Source organism: Cognatilysobacter terrigena (assembly GCF_004361065.1).
Taxonomy (GTDB): domain Bacteria; phylum Pseudomonadota; class Gammaproteobacteria; order Xanthomonadales; family Xanthomonadaceae; genus Cognatilysobacter; species Cognatilysobacter terrigena.
The window spans coordinates 26,253-45,062 of record NZ_SELT01000009.1 but is presented as its reverse complement, the minus strand read 5'-3'; the positions used below and the strand labels follow the sequence as shown (position 1 = coordinate 45,062).

17 protein-coding genes are annotated in these 18,810 nt (G+C 67.4%); 4 read left to right on the top strand and 13 right to left on the bottom strand.

Annotation, left to right across the window (positions count from 1 at the left end; translation table 11 throughout):
- Position 1: 1 nt before the first annotated feature.
- The 11 genes from EVS83_RS07305 to EVS83_RS07255 form a co-directional block, all read right to left on the bottom strand.
- Positions 2 to 2,521: a VirB4 family type IV secretion/conjugal transfer ATPase gene (locus EVS83_RS07305; RefSeq protein WP_246022813.1), complete on the bottom strand. Its 2,520-nt coding sequence runs from the start codon at positions 2,519 to 2,521 to the stop codon at positions 2 to 4.
- 31 nt (positions 2,522 to 2,552) lie between these two features.
- Positions 2,553 to 2,867, bottom strand: a complete 315-nt coding sequence (locus tag EVS83_RS07300; RefSeq protein WP_133500383.1) for a VirB3 family type IV secretion system protein — start codon at positions 2,865 to 2,867, stop codon at positions 2,553 to 2,555.
- A gap of 11 nt (positions 2,868 to 2,878) precedes the next feature.
- Complete coding sequence (locus EVS83_RS07295) at positions 2,879 to 3,202, bottom strand: TrbC/VirB2 family protein (RefSeq protein WP_133500382.1); 324 nt, start codon at positions 3,200 to 3,202, stop codon at positions 2,879 to 2,881.
- A gap of 43 nt (positions 3,203 to 3,245) precedes the next feature.
- Positions 3,246 to 4,001: a lytic transglycosylase domain-containing protein gene (locus EVS83_RS16245; RefSeq protein ID WP_166636833.1), complete on the bottom strand. Its 756-nt coding sequence runs from the start codon at positions 3,999 to 4,001 to the stop codon at positions 3,246 to 3,248.
- Between the two features lie 187 nt (positions 4,002 to 4,188).
- Entirely contained in the window at positions 4,189 to 5,223 is a 1,035-nt protein-coding gene (gene virB11, locus EVS83_RS07285) for a P-type DNA transfer ATPase VirB11 (RefSeq protein ID WP_133500380.1), read from the bottom strand.
- Positions 5,224 to 5,233: 10 nt separating this feature from the next.
- Positions 5,234 to 6,475, bottom strand: coding sequence for a TrbI/VirB10 family protein (locus EVS83_RS07280; protein ID WP_246022812.1), 1,242 nt, complete (start codon positions 6,473 to 6,475; stop codon positions 5,234 to 5,236).
- Positions 6,472 to 7,230: a TrbG/VirB9 family P-type conjugative transfer protein gene (locus EVS83_RS07275; protein ID WP_133500379.1), complete on the bottom strand. Its 759-nt coding sequence runs from the start codon at positions 7,228 to 7,230 to the stop codon at positions 6,472 to 6,474. Before EVS83_RS07275 ends, EVS83_RS07280 begins: the two co-directional genes overlap by 4 nt.
- A complete protein-coding gene (locus EVS83_RS07270; RefSeq protein ID WP_133500378.1) occupies positions 7,230 to 8,135 on the bottom strand; it encodes a VirB8 family type IV secretion system protein in 906 nt (301 codons plus the stop codon). The genes EVS83_RS07275 and EVS83_RS07270 overlap by 1 nt, the downstream gene beginning before the upstream one ends.
- 13 nt (positions 8,136 to 8,148) lie before the next feature.
- On the bottom strand, positions 8,149 to 8,595 hold the full coding sequence (locus tag EVS83_RS07265) for a hypothetical protein (RefSeq protein WP_133500377.1): 447 nt from the start codon (positions 8,593 to 8,595) through the stop codon (positions 8,149 to 8,151).
- A gap of 220 nt (positions 8,596 to 8,815) precedes the next feature.
- A complete protein-coding gene (locus EVS83_RS07260) occupies positions 8,816 to 10,528 on the bottom strand; it encodes a type IV secretory system conjugative DNA transfer family protein (RefSeq protein WP_133500376.1) in 1,713 nt (570 codons plus the stop codon).
- Positions 10,525 to 10,737, bottom strand: a complete 213-nt coding sequence (locus tag EVS83_RS07255; RefSeq protein ID WP_133500375.1) for a hypothetical protein — start codon at positions 10,735 to 10,737, stop codon at positions 10,525 to 10,527. The genes EVS83_RS07260 and EVS83_RS07255 overlap by 4 nt, the downstream gene beginning before the upstream one ends.
- 140 nt (positions 10,738 to 10,877) lie before the next feature.
- Here EVS83_RS07255 and EVS83_RS07250 point away from each other — a divergent pair, with 140 nt between their 5' ends.
- The 4 genes from EVS83_RS07250 to dnaG all read left to right on the top strand — a co-directional run bounded on the left by EVS83_RS07250 (position 10,878) and on the right by dnaG (position 16,509).
- Complete coding sequence (locus EVS83_RS07250) at positions 10,878 to 13,013, top strand: ATP-binding protein (RefSeq protein ID WP_133500374.1); 2,136 nt, start codon at positions 10,878 to 10,880, stop codon at positions 13,011 to 13,013.
- Between the two features lie 27 nt (positions 13,014 to 13,040).
- Positions 13,041 to 13,484, top strand: a complete 444-nt coding sequence (locus EVS83_RS07245; protein ID WP_133500373.1) for a GatB/YqeY domain-containing protein — start codon at positions 13,041 to 13,043, stop codon at positions 13,482 to 13,484.
- Positions 13,485 to 13,566: 82 nt separating this feature from the next.
- A complete protein-coding gene (locus EVS83_RS07240; protein WP_133500372.1) occupies positions 13,567 to 14,589 on the top strand; it encodes a YihY/virulence factor BrkB family protein in 1,023 nt (340 codons plus the stop codon).
- A 180-nt stretch (positions 14,590 to 14,769) separates the two neighbouring features.
- Complete coding sequence (dnaG, locus tag EVS83_RS07235; RefSeq protein ID WP_133500371.1) at positions 14,770 to 16,509, top strand: DNA primase; 1,740 nt, start codon at positions 14,770 to 14,772, stop codon at positions 16,507 to 16,509.
- 76 nt (positions 16,510 to 16,585) lie between these two features.
- Here dnaG and EVS83_RS07230 read toward each other — a convergent pair whose 3' ends face one another.
- Both EVS83_RS07230 and EVS83_RS07225 read right to left on the bottom strand, forming a co-directional pair.
- Positions 16,586 to 17,746: a GGDEF domain-containing protein gene (locus tag EVS83_RS07230; protein ID WP_133500370.1), complete on the bottom strand. Its 1,161-nt coding sequence runs from the start codon at positions 17,744 to 17,746 to the stop codon at positions 16,586 to 16,588.
- A 35-nt stretch (positions 17,747 to 17,781) separates the two neighbouring features.
- Positions 17,782 to 18,567 carry a DODA-type extradiol aromatic ring-opening family dioxygenase gene (locus EVS83_RS07225; RefSeq protein ID WP_133500369.1) on the bottom strand — a complete coding sequence of 262 codons (786 nt, stop codon included), beginning with the start codon at positions 18,565 to 18,567 and terminating at the stop codon, positions 17,782 to 17,784.
- Between the last annotated feature and the right edge of the window lie 243 nt (positions 18,568 to 18,810).

The following is an 18,810-nucleotide window of genomic DNA, read 5'->3' as shown; positions in this document are numbered from 1 at the left end:
CCTAGGCGGTTGCGGCGGTAGAGCGGCGTGCAGGGGATGTACCTCCAGCGGACGGGCGCGCCTTACCCGACCCCTTTCGACATTCGTAGAACGTGGTCAGCCACTGCTCCGGCGTCAGCCGGTCGACGGACACACCGTGGCGTGCCGCCTCGTGGGCGAGGACTTCGTGCATGACCTCGATGTTGTCGGTCGATGCGGAAATGACGGCGAGCGCGTCGTCCATGCCACGCAGGTTGAGCTGACAGACGCTGGAGGCGTGGCCCTGCTTGACCAGGAAGCAGCGCGAGCGTTCGTCGAGGCTGACGACGACCTGGTATTCCGCTTCGGTCAACTTCAGCCCGTCGATGTAGTCCTCGCGGCTGGCGTTCGGGTTCGGCAGGAGCACCATCGTGGCGGTCTGCTCGATGAGCGCGGCGGCGATGTCGCTCGCGAGCGCGTCCTCGGGGCTTTGCGTGGCAAAGATGCCGAGGCCGTTCTGCTTACGGATGGTCTTCTGCTTGTTCTTCGCAAATTCCTTCAGGCCGCCCTTGCCGTCGAGGATCTTCCAGAACTCGTCCATCACGTAGATGAGCGGGCGGCCGTCGATCAATGACTCGAGCCGGTGCAGCAGGTAGTTGATGACGGGAACGCGGACTTCCGGGTTGTCGATGATGTCGGTGTAGTCGAAGCCGATGATCGGCGCCTTCTCGAGGTCGATCGTGTCCTCGGGGTTGTCGAACACCCATCCCAGCGAATTGCCGGCCGTCCACTTGCGCATGCGCGCGAAGAGGCCGTCGTCGCCCATGTTGGGCAGGCTCTTCTGGAAATTGGTCATCGTGCGCAGGCGCACCGGGGTGTCGAGGATGTTCTCGACCGCGCGGAAGATGTCCTCTTCTTCGCGTGAGGTGTAGAGCGTCTTGCCGGCGAGCACCTTCACGAGGTCCGCGAGGAACTGGACGTTCGCCTCACTGCGTTCGCACTGAAACGGGTTGAACCCTGTTGGTCGCCCGTTCTCCAGCGCGAGGTAGTTGCCGCCACAGGCCCGCACGAAGATCTCGGCGCCGCGATCCTTGTCGAAGAAGAAGATCGTCGGCGAGGGCTCCAGCTTCTGCACCTGGCTCAGCAGGAAATTGATCAGCGCGGTCTTGCCGGTGCCGGACTTGCCGATGACCATCGTATTGCCGATCGCTTTTTCACCGAGCGAGTTCTCGCCCGGATGCGTGGCGTGGAAGTTGAAGTAGTACGGCTGGCCGTTGGTCGTCTGCAGCGTCGTGACGCAGTCGCCCCAGGGATTGTTTTCCTTCTTGCCCGACGCGAAGTTGTGCAGCGGCGCGAGGCCGAGGAAGTTCAGCGAACTGACGTTCGCGAGGCGCGTACGGTACTTCCAGTTCGCGGGCAGCTGCGAATAGAAGGAAGCGACGACCGCAAGATCCTCCTTCGTCGAGACGAAACCGGCGTTCGACAGCTCTGCCCGGCCGGTCGCGATGTTCTGCGACAGCTTTTCCTGCGAATCGGCGTACAGCGCCATGGTGAAGTGGTATTCGCCCAGCACGAAGTTGCCGGAGGCGAGCTGGTCCATCGCCTGGTCGAGCTCGATGATCTGGCTGACGGCCTTGTCGCCGGACGAGATCATCATGCCCTTGGTGCGGTCCAGCACCTTCAGCGCGTCCTGTCGGCCCATCGGGCTGAAGGAGTGCGTGATGACGTATTCGAAGTCGAGGTACTTCAGGCGGTTGAGGATGCCGGGGTACGTCGCGTCGGTGTATTCCTTGATGTTGAGCAAGGCGCCGAAGTGGTTGGTGCCGGTCGGCGTCGTGATGACGAAGTCGCCCGTCTTGCCCGAGAACATGTGCCGGCTGACCGGCAGGTAGGTGTTTACCGGAGCGTCGAGCACCGGGACCGGCTCGTCGATGCGGTTGAGCAGGTAGCCGAAGAATTCGAGCGTCTCGGAGAACACGACGCCGTTGTCGGCTTCGTACATGCCGAGTCGATACGGCGCGTAGTCCTTGAGCACCGCTTCGAGGTTACCGGCAAGCTCCAGCAGCTTGGCGATCGCCTCGTCCTGCTGCGCCTGCAGTTGCCGCACGTCCGCGGACTTCTCGACGAACTTCTTACCGCTCACGACCGGGCGGTAGATCATGGTCAGGTACAGCTCGTTGGCCATGATCTTCTGCGACGACAGCGACTCGAAGTAGCCGTCGGAGAGTTCCTGGTTGAAGCGCTGGCGGAACGTGCTCCGCTGCTTGATGCGCCGGCGGCGACGCACGTCGTGCACCCAGAACGCGACGTTCACGAAGTCCGGTGCGCGCAGCGTCTGGAGCATGCGGTTGAACGTGTTGTGCCGATGTTCGAGCTCCCACTCCTCGCGCCCCACGAACGGCAGGCCTTCCAGATGCCACGTCATGAGGAAGTCGCCGCCGGTGGTTTTCACCACCGTCGGCGAGACGTGCGTGGACAGCGGAAGGAAGTCGCTGATCGAGGTGTCGGGCGTGAACGTGGTCATCGTGTTCGTCAACCGGAAGAACGCCGGCGGCGCGGGCATGCCGCGTCGCCGTAAAGATCGCGAGCCGGGTTCAGCGCGCCGGAGGCTGGCGGCGCGGGTCGCGATAGAGGTTCGGCGTCAGCACCCACACGCCCTCGTGCACGTCGAGGTTGCGGATCTTCATGCGCGTCTGCAGGCGCAGCCCGAGCAGGCGGAAGATCATCTCGTCGCGTCGCGCCATCTGCCGCATCACGAAGATGACGACCGGCAGCAGCACGAGGACGAACATGTTGGTGTAGAACGACAGCAGGATCACACTGCCGGCGCCGATGAAGAACGGCACGTACGGCACGCCCATGAACATGGGCGGCCGCGTGCAACCGCGAAACAGCACGTTCTTCTGCATGACTGGGCCGATCAGGTCCCGCCGATCAGCATCTTCGCGACCTGCGCGGCGGCGCCGATCAGGAAGCCGCCGATGAGGATCGGCGCGACGTCGGCGATGCGCTTGTGCGCGAACGCGATCTGGTAGCCGGCGAAGATCACCGCAATGGTGACGACCGAGATCGACGCGAGGTTGAGCAGGCCGTTGAGGTTGGTGAAGAACTTGCTGACGGTGCTGCCGGTTTCGGTGAAATCACCGCCGCCGCCGGTGGCCTGCGCAAGTGCCAGGGTCGGCGCGAACGCCACGCCGGCGACCGCGGAGGAGACGGTGGACTTCAGGGACTTGATCGACTTCATTTCGCTTTCCTTGTCGTTGCAGTCGGCGAGGTCGCCGGGCGGGTTAGAACACGAACGCCGCGTCGCGCGGCGGTATTGCGGGTGTCGGGGTGGACGTCGGTGCTGTTGTGGTGGCGTCAGGTACATGCGGCGGCGCGCCGTCGGGTCGCAGCACCACGACGCCGTCGGGCCTTGTGTCGGCCGCCGCATTCGCCGGTAAGGGCTGTGCGTTTTGGGTCGGGGCGACGGCCGCTGGTGCCGCGGCCACCGCAGGCGACGCGATCGGTTCGATGCGCGACGGCGCTGCACCGGACGCGCGCCATGGAGTCGGTCTTGCAGCGCGTCTGGGGCCAGGGCTTCCGTAGACGGGAATCGCACCGGGATAGCGCGTCGCCGCGCCATCGCGCATCGACGCATAGATCTTCTGCACGTAACCCTGGCGAAACCCGGTCACGAAATTGCCGGAGTAGTAGCAACTGAAGGACTTGCCCCAGTCGTGACCCGAGCGGTCGTGGCAATCGGCGAGGATGCGCGAGCCCGCGCGCAGGTTCGCGCACGCCTGGAACGCCTGCTCGTACGAGCCGATGCCGTACCGCGCCAGGTTGTAGCGATTCACCTGCGCGAGCCCGAGCGAGAAATTGAAGCCGCGGCTTTCGAGCATGCGCGCGGTCGCAACGGCTTCGGGCAGGTTGGCCGGCTGGCGTGCGAGGCGGCCGCCCACGACGCCGATCGCGTAGGGGTTGAACGAGGATTCGACGTGCACGACGTGATGCATCACGTCGGCAGGGACTGCCAGATCCGGGCAGCCCATCAGCTCCATGCCAGGCAACACCGCCGTTCCCCCGTCGGTTGCATGCGACGCACGGCGGGATCGACGGGTCGAGTCCTTTCGTGCGCGGCGTCCTTGCGCGACCGCATCCTGCTTTGGACACGGCGTTGAAGGCATTGACTCATGCGCTCGCGCGCATTGTCAACGCGGGTTCCTGCAGGGGCACGACCGTAGCGCATCAGCCTGCCAACGCCCGCTGCGGGTCGAAATCGATGCCGGTGATGTAGCGTCGTCCGGCGTGCGCCTTGATGTGCACGACGATGTCGATCGTCATCATCAGGAGGCGCTTGATGACCGCGAATTCGAGCCCCGAACCTTCGTTCGACGCCTTGACCATGAGCGCGAGCTGGTCCCAGGTCTGCGCCGTGCTGCCGGCATGACAGCTCGTGATCGAACCGGGATGGCCGGAGGCGCAGTTGCGGATGAAGTAGAACGACTCGTCGCCGCGCAACTCGGCCAGGATGATGCGATCCGGCTTCATGCGCAGGCAGGCTTCCATGCAGCTCTTGGCCGTGACGTTGCTGGTGCTCTGCCCGCCCTTCGAATAGAGCAGATGAACGACGTTGGGCTGCTGGATGAAGAGTTCGCGTGCGTCCTCGATGGTGACCAGGCGCTCTTCGTCCGGGATGTGGTTGACCAGCGACTTCATGAACGTGGTCTTGCCGCTGCCCGTCGCGCCGGCCACGACGACGTTCTTCTTGTACTGCACGGCCTTGCGGAAGAACTCGGCGTAGTCGCGCGTTGCACGTAAGGCGAGCAGTTCGCGATCGTGATCGCTCACGCCTGCGCCGTCCTCGAGGATCTGTTCGAAGAACCCGTCGTTCTTGTATTCCGCCAGCGTCTTGGTCTGGCGGGACGGCAGGCGGATGGTGATCGACACCTTGCCGGCGTCGCAGGCGGGCGGAATCACGAACTGCGCACGCTGGCCGGTCGGGAACGTCAGCGACACGACCGGATCGGTGTCGGTGATGCGCTGGCCCGTATTGCTCTCGTTGACCACCGCCGTGCAGAACTGGCGCGCCCGCTCGAACGTCAGCGCCGGCACCTCGTGGCGCTGCCATCCGCCGCGCGACTCGATCCAGAGTTCGCCCGGACGGTTGATGCAGATCTCGGTGACGTCCGGCGACGCCATGTGGCCGAGGATGCCCAGCACCTCGTATTGGTACGACAGGAAGTCGTCCGAGACCTGCGCGAGTGGCGCGTTGAGTTCCATCGCGGTCGGCTCAGCGGCCGACGACCTCCGTGAAGTCGACGTCCTTCGCCACATACACGCTGACGAGCGTGCCCTGGTTGATGGTGACGGTCGGGCCGTGCGCCATTGCCTCTTCGGCCGCCTGGTTCGCGAGGCGGTCGATCGTGTTCGCGGTGTTGCTCTCGAACGGCGACTGCACCACCACCCCGTTGCTGATCGACGACGTCGCCGGGCCGTGCTTGGCGGCTTCGTACTTGAAGACGTCGCTGAGCAGGCTGACCATCAGGGCGGCGCTGATCCGCGAACCCCAGTGCGAGTCCACCTGGCCCGGGTAGCCCGCGCTTCCGAGCGGATCGACACCCGGGCTGACCATGTTCACGTCGTAGCCGTTCGGCGTGGTGATGCGGTCCCACACCACTTCGATGCGATTGCCCTTGGCGCGCGCGTTGTACGTGCCGTAGATCTTGGAGCCACGATCGAGCAGGAGCGTGCGACCGTTGATGGAGTACACGGGCTCGGTGAGGATGCACGAGGTGAAGCCGTCGGCTTCGCTGATGATCCGAGTCTCCAGCACGCAGCGCAGCAGCGTGCCGCGCACGAGCAGCGCGTCGGGATGACGCAGCGCACGTGCGCTGGTCGCCTTGTGCGCGAAGTCATCGGCGGCTGCATCGGCCTCGGCGCCGGGAGCGCGCACGCCCAGTGCTGCCTGCGTCATGGCGAGCGCACGCGAGTACGCGTCCTGCGGGCCGCCCTGTGCCGCCGTTCCGCCCGTGGCCGGGTCGACACCCATTCGGCGCTCCATCAACGTCGGTACATGGCGCACCTGCGTGGGCGCGTCGTAGCCGGGTGCGGGCGGCGGCATCGTGTTGGCGTAGGACTGCGGCGGCAGCGGCGGCACGTCCTGCACCGCGGGTTGCACCGGGATCGGCTCGGCATTGCTCGCGGCGGAGAGCGATTGCTGTTGCGGCAGCGGCGGTGGCGTCGCGTCGGCCAACGTCGGGATGCTCACCTGCTCCTCGCTCGGCTTGGTCGCGTCCTTCGACTTCGCGCTGCCGCGGAACACCATCACCGCCATCAGCATGAGCAGCAGGATGATGCCGCCGAGGAACAGCAGCGCCTTGCGGTTGACGCGCTGCTGCTCGGCGTTGCGCAGCGTCGGTGCGCCGGCATCGAGGTCCGGGCCCGGTGCGGCGTGCGCGCCGAGATAGGGATTGGCGTCCGCCATCGCGACCGCCGGTTCCTGTTCGTACGGATTGCTGACGGCGTGGCTCACGAGTGCGGATTCCTGCGGATGCCGACGACGTCCTTGCCGTGGCGGATCACGAGATAGCGGTAGGTGCCGTGCACGATGATCGTGTTGCCCTCGACCGTCGTATTGACGATGAACTCCTCGCCGTTCTCGCCCTCGCTGCCGAACACAGCGGGGAACGAGCCGGTCGGGAACGGCGTGGTGTCGCCGAGCTTGATGTAGGTGAAACGTCCGTCGTCGTAGACGCTCGCGGGAACCAGCGCGCGCAGCTTGGTGCGCGTCCGGTAGTCGTAGTCGAAGTGGTAGGCGCGCGACGGATCGAGCGCCACATCGACTTCCGGCGGCTTGACCGCCGGCGTGTTATGGAACTTCGCATCGTTGGGATAGCGGAAGCGCACGGTGTACTGCACCCCGGCGTTGCGCGCCTGGTCCAGCGCCTTCCAGTCGGTCGCGACCACGCGCAGCTCGAGGATGTACGAATGGGTTTCGGTGCGGATCAGCAGGTTGGTGTCGACGTCGACGTTCTTCGGCTTCACGTAGAAGACGTTGTCGCGCCGGCTGATGTCCCAGCCGCTCGAGAAGCCCGTGCTGTAGTCGACGACGGTTTCGCTGGGCGACAGCTCGATCTGCGTGGCGATACCGAGCGCGGTGCGCACCGGGTAGATGCGATTGTCGGCGTAGTCGTATTCCTGGATCGCTTCCGCGCGCGCGCGCAGCGGCGATGCGGCCGCGGCGACGATCAGCACAGCGCCCAGGACGGTGGAGAACGATCGGCGCATCACGGACGGGCTCCGGAGGTCGGCTGCATGGAAGCGTTCGGCGTTGCGGGCGCGGCGGCTGCGGCGGCCGGGTCCTGTGGCGCAGCGGCATCGGTCGACACGCTGGCCGCAGTGGAGGCGGTGGCCGGCTCGCCCATTTCCGGCATCTGGAACGCGGGAATCTCGGGTTCGACCGGCGGCGACTCGGCGTAGTCGTTGTCGACGCGATACGTCGTCACCTGGAAGCCCAGCGGGTTCTCGACGCGGTACTTCTCGTCCATCGCCAGGTTCGCCTTGTAGGTGAACGTGAGCGTGGCGATCTTGCTGTCGAGCGGTGCGGTGCGACCGGTCGACTTGTCGTAGAGCGTGCGCTGGAAGCGCACGGTCGCACCGTTGGGCTTGCCGTTCGCGTCGTTGATGAGCGTGATGCTGAGGATCTTGACGCGGATCGCCGCCTTGTCGCCGTAGGTGTTGTACGGGCGGTTCGGATTGTCCTTGCCGTGCAGCGACGTATAGCCGGCAGCGACGGATGGCGCGGACATCGTGTAGACCGTCGTCCAGTCGCGCAGGCGCATCAGCGCGATGTCGTAGGACTCGCGCGCCATCACGAAGTGGGCGACGTTGCTCTTGTTGACGGCTTCGCTGAGCGTGATGTCCTGCTGGCCCCAATTGCCATCGAGGCGCGCGACGGTCGACGTACCGGTGTAGGCGTCGGCCATCACCAGGTACGGCACCTTTTCCTTCAGCGGCAGGAAGTAGAAGTAGCCGCCAGCGAGGATCAACGAGATCGCGCAGGAGGTGCCGGCCACCCACCAAGCGCGGCGCTCGCTGCGGATCGCGCGGTCGGCGAGGCTGACTTCGTAGTTCACGGCGCGGCCGATCGCGTGTTCGACGCGCAGGCTGTCCGATGCGGTGCGGGTGCTCATGGTCGGCCTCCGGTCAGGGTGTCGAGGCGGCGGAGGCTGCGGAGGCGCCGGCGGTGGACGGTGCGGCGCGACGCACGACGATGCGATCGCCTTCGACATCAATCGCCACCTGCTGCGCGGCGTAGACCGATGACAGCTGCGCGACCGCGCCGTGCAGGTCGTCGCCATGGACATCGGCGACCGCGCGATACAGCGTGAAGTCGCTGTCGTTCCGGTAATCGAGCGTCATGTGGCTGTCGCGCGCCCAACGCTCGAGCAGGCCCTTGAGCGTGCGGTCGACCGGCGTCGCGTAATACGTGTACGCCGGATGCAACGGCAACGCCATCGACTGGTCGGCGTAGTGATTGACGGGACGCCAGCGCCCCGCAACGGGCGGCGGCGGACGCGTGGCGCAGGCCGCGAGCGACAGCATCGCGACGAGGACGACAGCAAAACGAATGGATTGCGAAAGCGGATTCACGGCTCACCGGTACGCGTGAACGCATCGCCCGTGCACAAGGCACGCAAGGCGATGTCGGGCGAATGGAAACGGCGAGGTGCGCGTGGGGGCGGCGTCCTGCCGGCTTGAACGAGTCCTGGTCGATATCCCCTGTACGACAGCTCCATGTCGGGCGCGTGACGCGCCACGTTTCATCCCTGATCCGGCAGAAACCGGTACGAAGGCCTTGCGCCTTCTGTGACTACGGTAACGAAACTGCTTCGCGGGCGTCAACAGCACGTGAAGTCATGATGCTGAGCGTGGGCACGGCGACCTTCGGCAACAGACGCGCCGTGTAGCGCTTGTCCGTGTAGTAGCGGATCTTCTCGCACAGCACCGGATGCGGGATGCCTTCGTACATGACGACCTCGCGATCCGGACCGAGCGCCTTCAACTCCTGCGGCAGCATCAACGCGCGACGTTCCACCGATTCGCTGCGCGAAACATCGCGGCCGCGCGTGACGTTCTGGCGCCGCACCGTCGTGTAGCCGAGCATCTCGGAGTAGTCGTTCGCGTCCTGCTGTTCGCGCGGCGCGTAGAGGATCTGCAGCGCGTGGTTCGTCACCAGCGTACGTGCGGTCTCGCGACCGTAGGTGGCGTCGAGCTGCGCCATGCTCTGGATGATCGGCAGCAGGCGCAGGTTGTAGCCGGCCATGTAGGCGACCGCCGTTGCGATGATGTCGACCTTGCCGATGGACGTGAACTCGTCCATCAGCAGCAGGCACTGGTGTTTGAGTGCGGGATTGTTCTGCGGCAGCTCGCGCGTGTTGAGATTGATGAGCTGGCTGAAGAACAGGTTGAGGATGAGACGGCTCTCGGCGAGCTTGTTCGGCTGCACGCCGATATAGACCGTCATGCGCTTCTTGCGCAGGTCGGTGAGCAGGAAATCGTTCGCGCTGGTCGCCGCGTCCAGCACCGGATTGACCCACGGGTTCAGTGGTTCTTTGAAGGTGCCGAGAATGGAGGCGAAGGTTTCGTCCGCCTGCGACAGCAGCGTCGCGAACGCCATGCGCGCGGGTTCGGACAGGAAACGCTGCTGCGACAGCGAGCCGAGATACGCACGCAGGTTTTCGCCGGTGCCCGACGAAAGCCGGTAGACCGCGCCCAGCGTCGGCACGGTCGCGCCGGGAAAACCGCAGGTGCGTTCGTGGTCGTACTTGTCGAACAGGTACAACGCGAACGCGAGGAAGGCGTTGCGGCCCTGGCTGACCCAGAACTTCTGCTCGTCGGCGCCGTCCGGATAGAGCATGGCCGCGATCGCCATGACGTCGGAGACGCGGAACGCGGGATCGTCGGACACGTAGCCGAGCGGATTCCAGCGATGGCTGCGGCGATCCTCGGCGAACGGATTGAACAGGAACACCTCGTGACCCTGCGACGCGCGCCAGCCCGACGTCAGGTCGAAGTTCTCCTGCTTGATGTCGAGCACGACGACCGAATCCTGGTACTCGAGCAGGTTCGGAATGACGATGCCGACGCCTTTGCCCGAACGCGTGGGCGCAGCGAGGATCGCGAACTGCTGGCCCGGCAAACGCACGAGTCGACCGTCGTAACGCCCGATCACCAGGCTGGTCGGGCCGTCCTCGAACAGGCGGTTCTTCGCGAGGTCGCCGCCACGTGCGAAGCGTGCGTCGCCGTGCAGCGATTTCGCCGGCTGGCGCATGACGAGGGCGAGCGCGCCGATGTAGGCGAGCGTCGGCGCGCCGAAGCCCACCCACCCCGCCGCACGAATCTTCGCCGCATACGGCTGCACCTGCGGCAGATCGAGCGTGCGGATGTAGTCGACGTACACGTACCAGTGCGGCAGCGCGCCGTGCAGGCCGAGGACCATCGCGTTCACGTGGCTGGACAACCACAGCCCGACGACGGGCACGAGTGCGAAGCCGACGAGCGCGGCGAGGGTGCGGCGGCTCATGCGCGGCTCCCGCGGATGAGCGTGCGCGGCGCGACGTCGCGTTCGGTCATGCGGCGATCGACCCAGTCGCACGCGGCTTCGAGCGTGACGGCTTCGTGCAGCCACGCGCCGGCGGTGTCGAGAACGACGTAGGGGCGGTCCGTGTCGACCTGCGTGTGGGCGACGACCCGGTACGGGCCACGGACATAGAGCGCGGGACTGGCGTGCATGCGGACCTCCCTTCCGCCGTTCGCGTCCCATCCTGGACGCCGGTTGCCGTCGTGCGGCCGCGCTAGCGTAGCAGCCCCGACCGCAGGCGCGCACCGCGTAGGATGCGGAGCCTCCACCGCCGCCGGTGCATGCTGTGCCCATGTCGTCGATGCCGTTTCCCGATTCGTCCGGCCCGTTGCAGGCGGCCTGCGATGCTGCGTCCGTCGCCCTGTTCGTTGTCGACGTGCAGCGCCAGTGCGTCTACATGAACGCGTCGGCGGAAGCGCTCACGGGCTGGACGCTCGACGAGATCCGCGGGCGGTCGCTGCACGAGGTGCTGCATCACACGCGCCCCGACGGACAGCCGTTCCCGGCCGCGGACTGCATGCTCGAACGCGCCACGCACGCACAGGTGCAGACGCAGGGCGAGGAGATGTTCGTTCACCGCGACGGGCGCTTCTATCCGGTCGCCTACACCGCGAGCCCGATCCGCCAGGGCGGCGAGATCGTCGGCACGGTGATCGAAGTGCGCGACATCACGCGCGAGAAGCGTCGCGAGGAAGAGGAGATCGCGTTCCGGCAGTTGTCCGAGCGGATGCTGCACGAGTTCGACCTCGCGACCATCGTGCAGGCCGTGACCGACACCGCGACGCGGCTGACCGGCGCGCAGTTCGGCGCGTTCTTCTACAACGTGACCGACGATGCCGGCGATGCGTACATGCTGTACACGCTGTCCGGCGTGCCCGCGGAGAAGTTCTCGAACTTCCCGCACCCGCGCGCGACGCCCCTGTTCGCGCCGACGTTCAACGGCGACGGCACGATCTGCATCGAGGACGTGCGCGCCGATCCGCGCTACGGGCAATGGGCGCCGCATCACGGCATGCCGCGCGGGCACCTGCCGGTGTCGAGTTATCTCGCGGTGCCGGTGAAATCCGATACGGGCGAAGTGCTGGGCGGGCTGTTCTTCGGGCACGAGGAAAAGTCGTGCTTCACCGGCTCGCATATCCGCATGATCGAATCGATCGCCGCGCTGGCGTCGGTGGGCATGAGCCGCGTGCAGCTGTTCGTTGCTGCGCAGGCGGACGCGCGCGAGAAGGAACGCCTCTACCGGGACGCCGTGCGCGCCGGCCGCATGAAGGACCAGTTCCTCGCCACGATTTCGCACGAGCTGCGCACGCCGCTGACGTCCATCCTCGGCTGGAGCGAGATGCTCGCGTCGGGCCGGTTGTCGCCCGAGATGGTGCAGCGCGCGGTGCAGACCATCGATCGCAATGCGCGCGCGCAGGCGCAGATCGTCGAGGACCTGCTCGACATCTCGCGCATCATCAGCGGCAAGCTCAACCTGTCGATCCGCGAGATCGATGCGGCGCAGCCGGTCGAGGCCGCGGTCGATGCGGTGCGCCCCGCGGCGCTCGCGCGCGGCGTGCATCTGGAATTGCACGCCAACGACGCCGGCACGATGCGCGCCGACCCCGACCGCCTGCAGCAGGTGGTGTGGAACCTCGTCGCCAACGCGGTGAAGTTCACCGAACGCGATGGGCGCGTGGACGTGTCGGTCGAGCGCGGCGACGGCTTCGTCGAGATCCGCGTTCGCGATACCGGACGGGGCATCGATGCAGCCTTCCTGCCGCACGTGTTCGAACGTTTCAGCCAGGTCGATGCGTCGTCGACGCGCGAGCACGGTGGTCTCGGGCTGGGCCTGTCGATCGTGCGGCATCTCGTCGAGATGCACGGCGGCACGGTGCGCGCGGAAAGCGCGGGCACGGGTCGCGGCGCGACGTTCGTCGTGCGTCTGCCGGTGGCGGTGTCCGACGCCGCATCGACGGGGGATCGCCGCCACGGCACGCCGACCGTGCCGCCGCCGCCACTCGCGGACGACGCCCTGCGCGACTGCCACGTACTGCTCGTCGAGGACGACGCCGACACACGCACGATGCTGGCGTCGGTGCTCGAAGCGCATGGCGCGACGGTGGACGGTTGCGCGTCGGCGCAGGCGGCGCTGGAGGCGGTGCGTCGCCATCATCCCGACCTCGTGATCAGCGACATCGGCATGCCCGGCATGGACGGCTACGACTTCGTGCGCGCGCTGCGCGACTGGGAAACCTCGGAGGAGCTCGACGCCGTGCCGGCGGTGGCGCTCACCGCCTACGCGCGGCTCGAGGACCGCACGCGCGCGCTGGCCAGCGGCTTCCAGGTGCACGTGGCCAAGCCGGTGCAGCCGTCGGAGCTGGTGGCGGTCGCGCAGACGCTGCGTCGCTGGCGCGCACCGGCTGCGGCCGGTCACGCAGTACCCTAGTGCGCCACATTTTCCCGGAGCCCCGCCATGAGCCTGAAGCAGCGACTCACTGACGACATGAAGGCCGCCATGAAGGGCGGCGACAAGAGCACGCTCGCGGTGATCCGCCTGATCAACGCCGCGATCAAGCAGAAGGAAGTCGACGAGCGCGTGGAGCTCGACGATGCCGCCGTCGTCGCCGTGCTCGACAAGATGGTCAAGCAGCGCCGCGACTCGGTGACGCAGTACACCGCGGCCAACCGCGAGGACCTCGAGCAGGCCGAGCGCGACGAGATCGTGGTGATCGAGCGCTACCTGCCGACCAAGATGGGCGAGGCCGAGATCAATGCGGCGATCGAAGCCGCCGTCGCCGAGACCGGCGCCACGGGCGCGGCCGACATGGGCAAGCTCATGGGCGTGCTCAAGCCCAAGCTCGCCGGCCAGGCCGACATGGGCCTGGTGTCCAAGCTGGTGAAGGCCCGCCTGGGCTGACCCGCGCCGGCCCGGCGCTCGCCGGGCCGCGCTGCCGGCAGCCGCGACCGTGCGTCCACGGCGGCTGCGGCAGCCTCCGGGCATGGCCCGCTCCCGCCCCACCCCCGATCACCCCGCCGCGAAGATCGCGGCGCATCGGGTCGTCGCCAAGCCGGCGAGCGATGCGCCGGAGGCCGAAGCGCCCCCGGTCGCCGCGCAGCTCGACCCGACCGAGAAAGCGTCGATCACCCAAGCCGATGGCGCGCCGCCGCCGGCGGACGTCAAGAAGGTCGTGCGCAAGGCCAGCATCGGCACATTGCCGATGGCGCTGCTGCGGCGCTTCCTGGATTCCGACGTCATCACCCAGGCCGCCGCGCTCGCGTTCTACGCCGCGCTGGCGATGGCCCCGCTGATGCTGCTCCTGCTGTGGCTGACCGCCTCGAATGCCAAGGCGGAGCAGGCGGTGATCCTGCAGGTCGGCCTGCTGGTGGGACCCCAGGCGCAGGACGTCGCGCGCACCGTGCTCGCGCAGGCCGCGTCCACGCCCGATACGGGCTCGATCGCCGGTTGGTGGAGCATCGCGCTGTTGCTGGTCGGCGCCAGCGCGGTGTTCGCGCAGCTGCAGGACGCGCTCAACCGCATCTTCCGCACCGACGCCACCGCCCTGCCCGGCTTGTGGAACTGGCTGCAGAAGCGCCTGCTCTCGTTCGGCCTCGTGCTCGCGGTGGTGTTCCTGCTGGTGATCTCGATGACGGTGACCACCGTGCTCGACGTCACCATCGGCCGCTACGCGCAGGGCGAGACCGTGGTGGCGACCCTCGCGGCCTTGCTCGTGTACGCATTCACCTTTGCGCTGATGTACCACTTCCTGCCGGACCGCCGCGTCCGCTGGCAGCTCGCGCTGGCGGGCGGCGCGTTTACCTCGGTGCTGTTCCTCGCCGGGCGCGCCGGCATCGCCTGGTACCTCGCGCGGCAGAGCACTGCGTCGGCGTATGGCGCGATGGGCGCGCTGGTGCTGACGATGCTCTGGGTCTACTACGCCGCCATGATCCTGTTCGCCGGCGCGGTGGTGACCGCGACCATCGACGAACGCCTCGGCCCGCCGCCCGCGCCGAAGACCGCCTGATCGCCCGTCGCAGGATCTGACGCGCCGGCCTGCGACGCTCGTCGCCACGAGCGCCGGCACGCACCGGGCACCCCGGTCATACTTGCTGCCGCATCCCTCGACCCCGCATGCGGCGGTCGACATGGACGGAGGATGCTTCCGCCCCGCCACGCGCCGGCAACACGCGCACCACGACTCCGCATGGCCCGCATCCCCGACGCCTTCATCGACGATCTCCTCGCCCGCACCGACATCGTCGAGGTGGTGGGTTCGCGCGTGCCGCTCAAGCGCCAGGGCAAGGAATTCTCGGCGCGTTGCCCGTTCCACGACGAACGTTCGCCGAGCTTCACGGTGTCGCCGGTCAAGCAGTTCTATCACTGCTTCGGGTGCGGCGCGCACGGCACCGCGATCAGTTTCGTCATGCAGTACGACCGCCTGGAGTTCTTCGACGCCGTCGAGGAACTCGCCAAGCACGTCGGCATGGAAGTGCCGAAGGAAACCACGCAGCGCAGCGCGGATCCGCAGCTGCAGGCGCTGTACACGATGGTCGAATCGGCAACGACGTTCTTCCGCCAGCAGCTCAAGACGAATGCGAAGGCGCGCGAGTACTTCGATCGACGCGGCGTCAGCGAAGCGATCCGCGAACAGTTCCAGCTCGGCTATGCGCCGGATGGTTTCGAGGCGCTGAAGAACGCGCTCGGCACCGACGCCGCGCGCCTCGGCCTGCTCGAACGCGCGGGCCTGTTCTCGAAGAACGATTCCGGCCGCGTCTACGACAAGTTCCGCGATCGCGTGATGTTTCCGATCCACGATCGCCGCGGTCGGCCGATCGCGTTCGGCGGCCGCGTCATCGAGAAGGATGCAAGCCCGAAGTACCTCAACTCGCCGGAGACGCGCCTGTTCCACAAGGGCCGCGAGCTGTACGGCCTGTGGCAGGTGCGCGGCGCGAACTCGAAGATCGAGCGGCTGATCGTCGTCGAGGGCTACATGGACGTCATCGCGCTGTTCCAGCACGGCGTGACGCAGGCCGTCGCGACGCTCGGCACCGCGACCACCTCCGATCATGCGGAACTTCTGTTCCGCAATGCGCCCGACGTCTACTTCTGCTTCGACGGCGACCGCGCGGGCCGCGGCGCGGCGTGGAAGGCGGTGGAATCCGTGCTGCCGCGCATGAAGGACGGCCGCCAGGCGTTCTTCCTGTTCCTGCCGGAAGGCGAAGACCCCGACACCATCGTGCGCAACGAAGGCCGCGACGGATTCGAAGCGCGCCTGCAGTCGGCGACGCCGCTGTCGCAGTTCCTGTTCGACACGCTCGCGCACGACGTCAACCTGTCGACGCTCGAAGGCAAGGGCCGGCTCGCCGAACGCGCGAAGCCGATGCTCGCGCAGATTCCCGACGGCGCGTTCGCCGACCTGATGCGGCAGCGACTGACCGAACTCACGGGCGTCGGCGCGCGAGCCGCGTCGCCCGATACGCACGTGCCGGCACAGCGTGCGCACACGGCGTCGCGCCATGCGCCGCCGCCGAAGCGCAGCCTCGTGCGCGGCGCGATCCTCACGCTGCTGCACAAGCCGTCCTTGGCGCTGGAAATTTCGGCGAGCCCGACGTTCGCGTCGCTGCGCCAGCCCGGCGTGCCGTTGCTCGTGGAGCTGATCGGCCTGGTGCATGCACGGCCCGACATCGGCGCCGCCGCGTTGGTCGAGCATTTCGTCGGTCGCGACGAACACGATCCGCTGCAGAAGCTCGCCGTGCAGACGCTGCCGGGCGACGAATCCGAGCTGCGCCGCGTGCTGCTCGACGCCGTCGACCAACTGGAGCGGCAGACGGCGCAGCAGCGTGTCGCCGAACTGCAGGCGCGGGTTGCGGAAGCCGGCACGATGTCCGTGCTGAGCGATAGCGAGAAAGCCGAGCTGCGCGCGAACGCGACGCCACGCGCGTAGCGGCGTCACCGCGACGGCCTGACCGTTACGAAGCGGCGCACCTCGCGCCTGCGCACGCCCAAAGGTTCGCGATGCCTCAGGTCACTCGACCCATGGGCGTCGTGTCATCACGCGCGGCCGCCACGCGATTACGCCCGTCGCGTTTCGCGCCATAGAGCGCGGCGTCCGCGCGGGCGAGCAGGTTCGCGCTGCTCTCGCCGGCGCGAAACTCGGCGACACCGGCGGAAAAGGTCACGCGCAGGGCACCCGCCGACGTGTTGAACGGCGTGGCTTCGATCGTTTCGCGGATGCGCTCTAGGCAGCGCATCGCACCGGCAACCGGCGTGTGCGGCAGGAGCAGCAGGAATTCCTCGCCGCCGTAGCGTCCGAACGATTCGTCGACGTCTTCGCGCGCGAGCACGTCCAGGTCGCGCGCGCACTGCTGCACCAGCGCACAGAAGCCCCCGAGGATCTCGTCGCCGACCTGGTGACCGTGCACGTCGTTGAATTGCTTGAAGCGGTCGATGTCGAGGATCGCGACGCTGAAGGTCGCGCCGACGCGTGACGTGCGCTGACGCTCGCGTTCGAGCGCGCGCATCAGGTGCCGGCGGTTGTGCGCGCCGGTGAGTTCGTCGCGTTCGGACAACTCCTTCACCTGCGCGAGCGCGTCCTTCAGCGCGTCCTTGCGTTCGGCGAGCTTCTGTCGAAGCGCCGCGAAATAGCCGCCGATGAACGAGATCCAGCCGGTGATCATCATCAGCGCGACGAGATGCAAGACCTCGAGGCGGAACATCGGCGTATTGAGACCACGGCCGTGGAACTCGTAGACCATCAGGCCGGCATAGCTCGCCACCGCGAGCACGGCGAGGCGCAGGAACTGCCGCGTGTTGAGGCCGAAGATGCCGAAGAAGAACATCGCGACGTACAGCATCAGCATCACGCCGCGCGCTTCGGGTCGCATGAAGTGAACGGTGACGACGGCGAGCGCGAGCGCCATCACGATCTGCGGCACCAGCAGCGTCGGATCGGCGAAGCGCTGGCTGAAGCCGGTGCGGATCGCGATGAAGAACGCGCCGTTCACCGCGACGGCGGCGGCCACGAGTGCGAACAGGCCGCGGTAGTCGAACAGCGTCCAGCCCCAGTGCACGGCGAGCAGGCCCGGCGCCAGGAACATCAGGTAACTGGCCAGCCCCATGAGCTGGCGCGAAAGGCGCAGGCGGGTGGTGCGGTCGCGGGTCAGCAGCCGGTCGAAAGCCATGGAGCGACCTTACCGCCGCCGCCGGGGTCGCGGCGTCACGCCGCGCGGTCGAGCCCCCATCCGCACGACCCCATCGACAGCGTCGCGTAGGTCATGCCGCCATCGATCCATCGGGGTGCGTCGTCGCCCGCCGCACCGAGTGCGAACGGTAGCGGCAGGAAGTGCTCCTCGGTGGGATGCGCGCGCGCGGCATGCGGCGCGAGTCGGCGGTAGTCGACGATCGCATCGGTGTCGCCGCGTTCGACCGCCGCACGCACCCAATCCTCAAACTGCTGCGCGTATTCGGGATCGCGCACGTCGCCGCGCAGCTCGTAGAGGTTGTGCGTGAGGCTGCCGGAGCCGACCAGCATCACGCCGCGCGCGCGCAACGGCGCCAGCGCGCGGCCGAGCCTGAAAGCGAACGCCGCGTCGGCGTCCTGCGGCAACGACACCTGCAACACGGGAATATCGGCCTGCGGACGCAGATGCATCATCGGCACCCACGCGCCATGGTCGCGGCCGTGCACATCGTCGCGGGTTGCATCGAGGCCGGCGTCGCGCAGCGCCGCGATCACCTCGTCGGCGACATCGGGCGCACCCGGGGCGTCGTAACGCAGACGGTACAGCGGCTCGGGAAATCCGCCGAAGTCGTGCACGGTCGACGGCTGCGTCGCCGCCATCACGCGCAGGCCGCGCGTCTGCCAGTGCGGCGACACCACGACGATCGCGCGCACGCCCTCGAGCGTGCGGCCGATCGCCTCGAGCTGCGGCCCGAGGCGGCCGGGCTCGACCGCGAACATCGGCGAACCGTGGGAGACGAACAGCGCGGGTGCGGTGGCCATGGCATGCATCGAACGAGCGGACATGCATGCAATGTAGGCGCGCGGGTGTGGATGCCCGAGCGTTGCCACCGCAATCGATCGTCCTGCTTTCGGGACAGTCGATCGGTCGTGCGTTCAGGCGGTTGCGTCAGCTCGCTTCCGTCGCGACGTCCAGCATTGCCGGGCGCGGCCGCAATAAGCTCAGCCGCTGGCCGGGCCGCTCGACGAGAGCGTGAAGCATCGCGCTGTACAGCAATGCTTGCG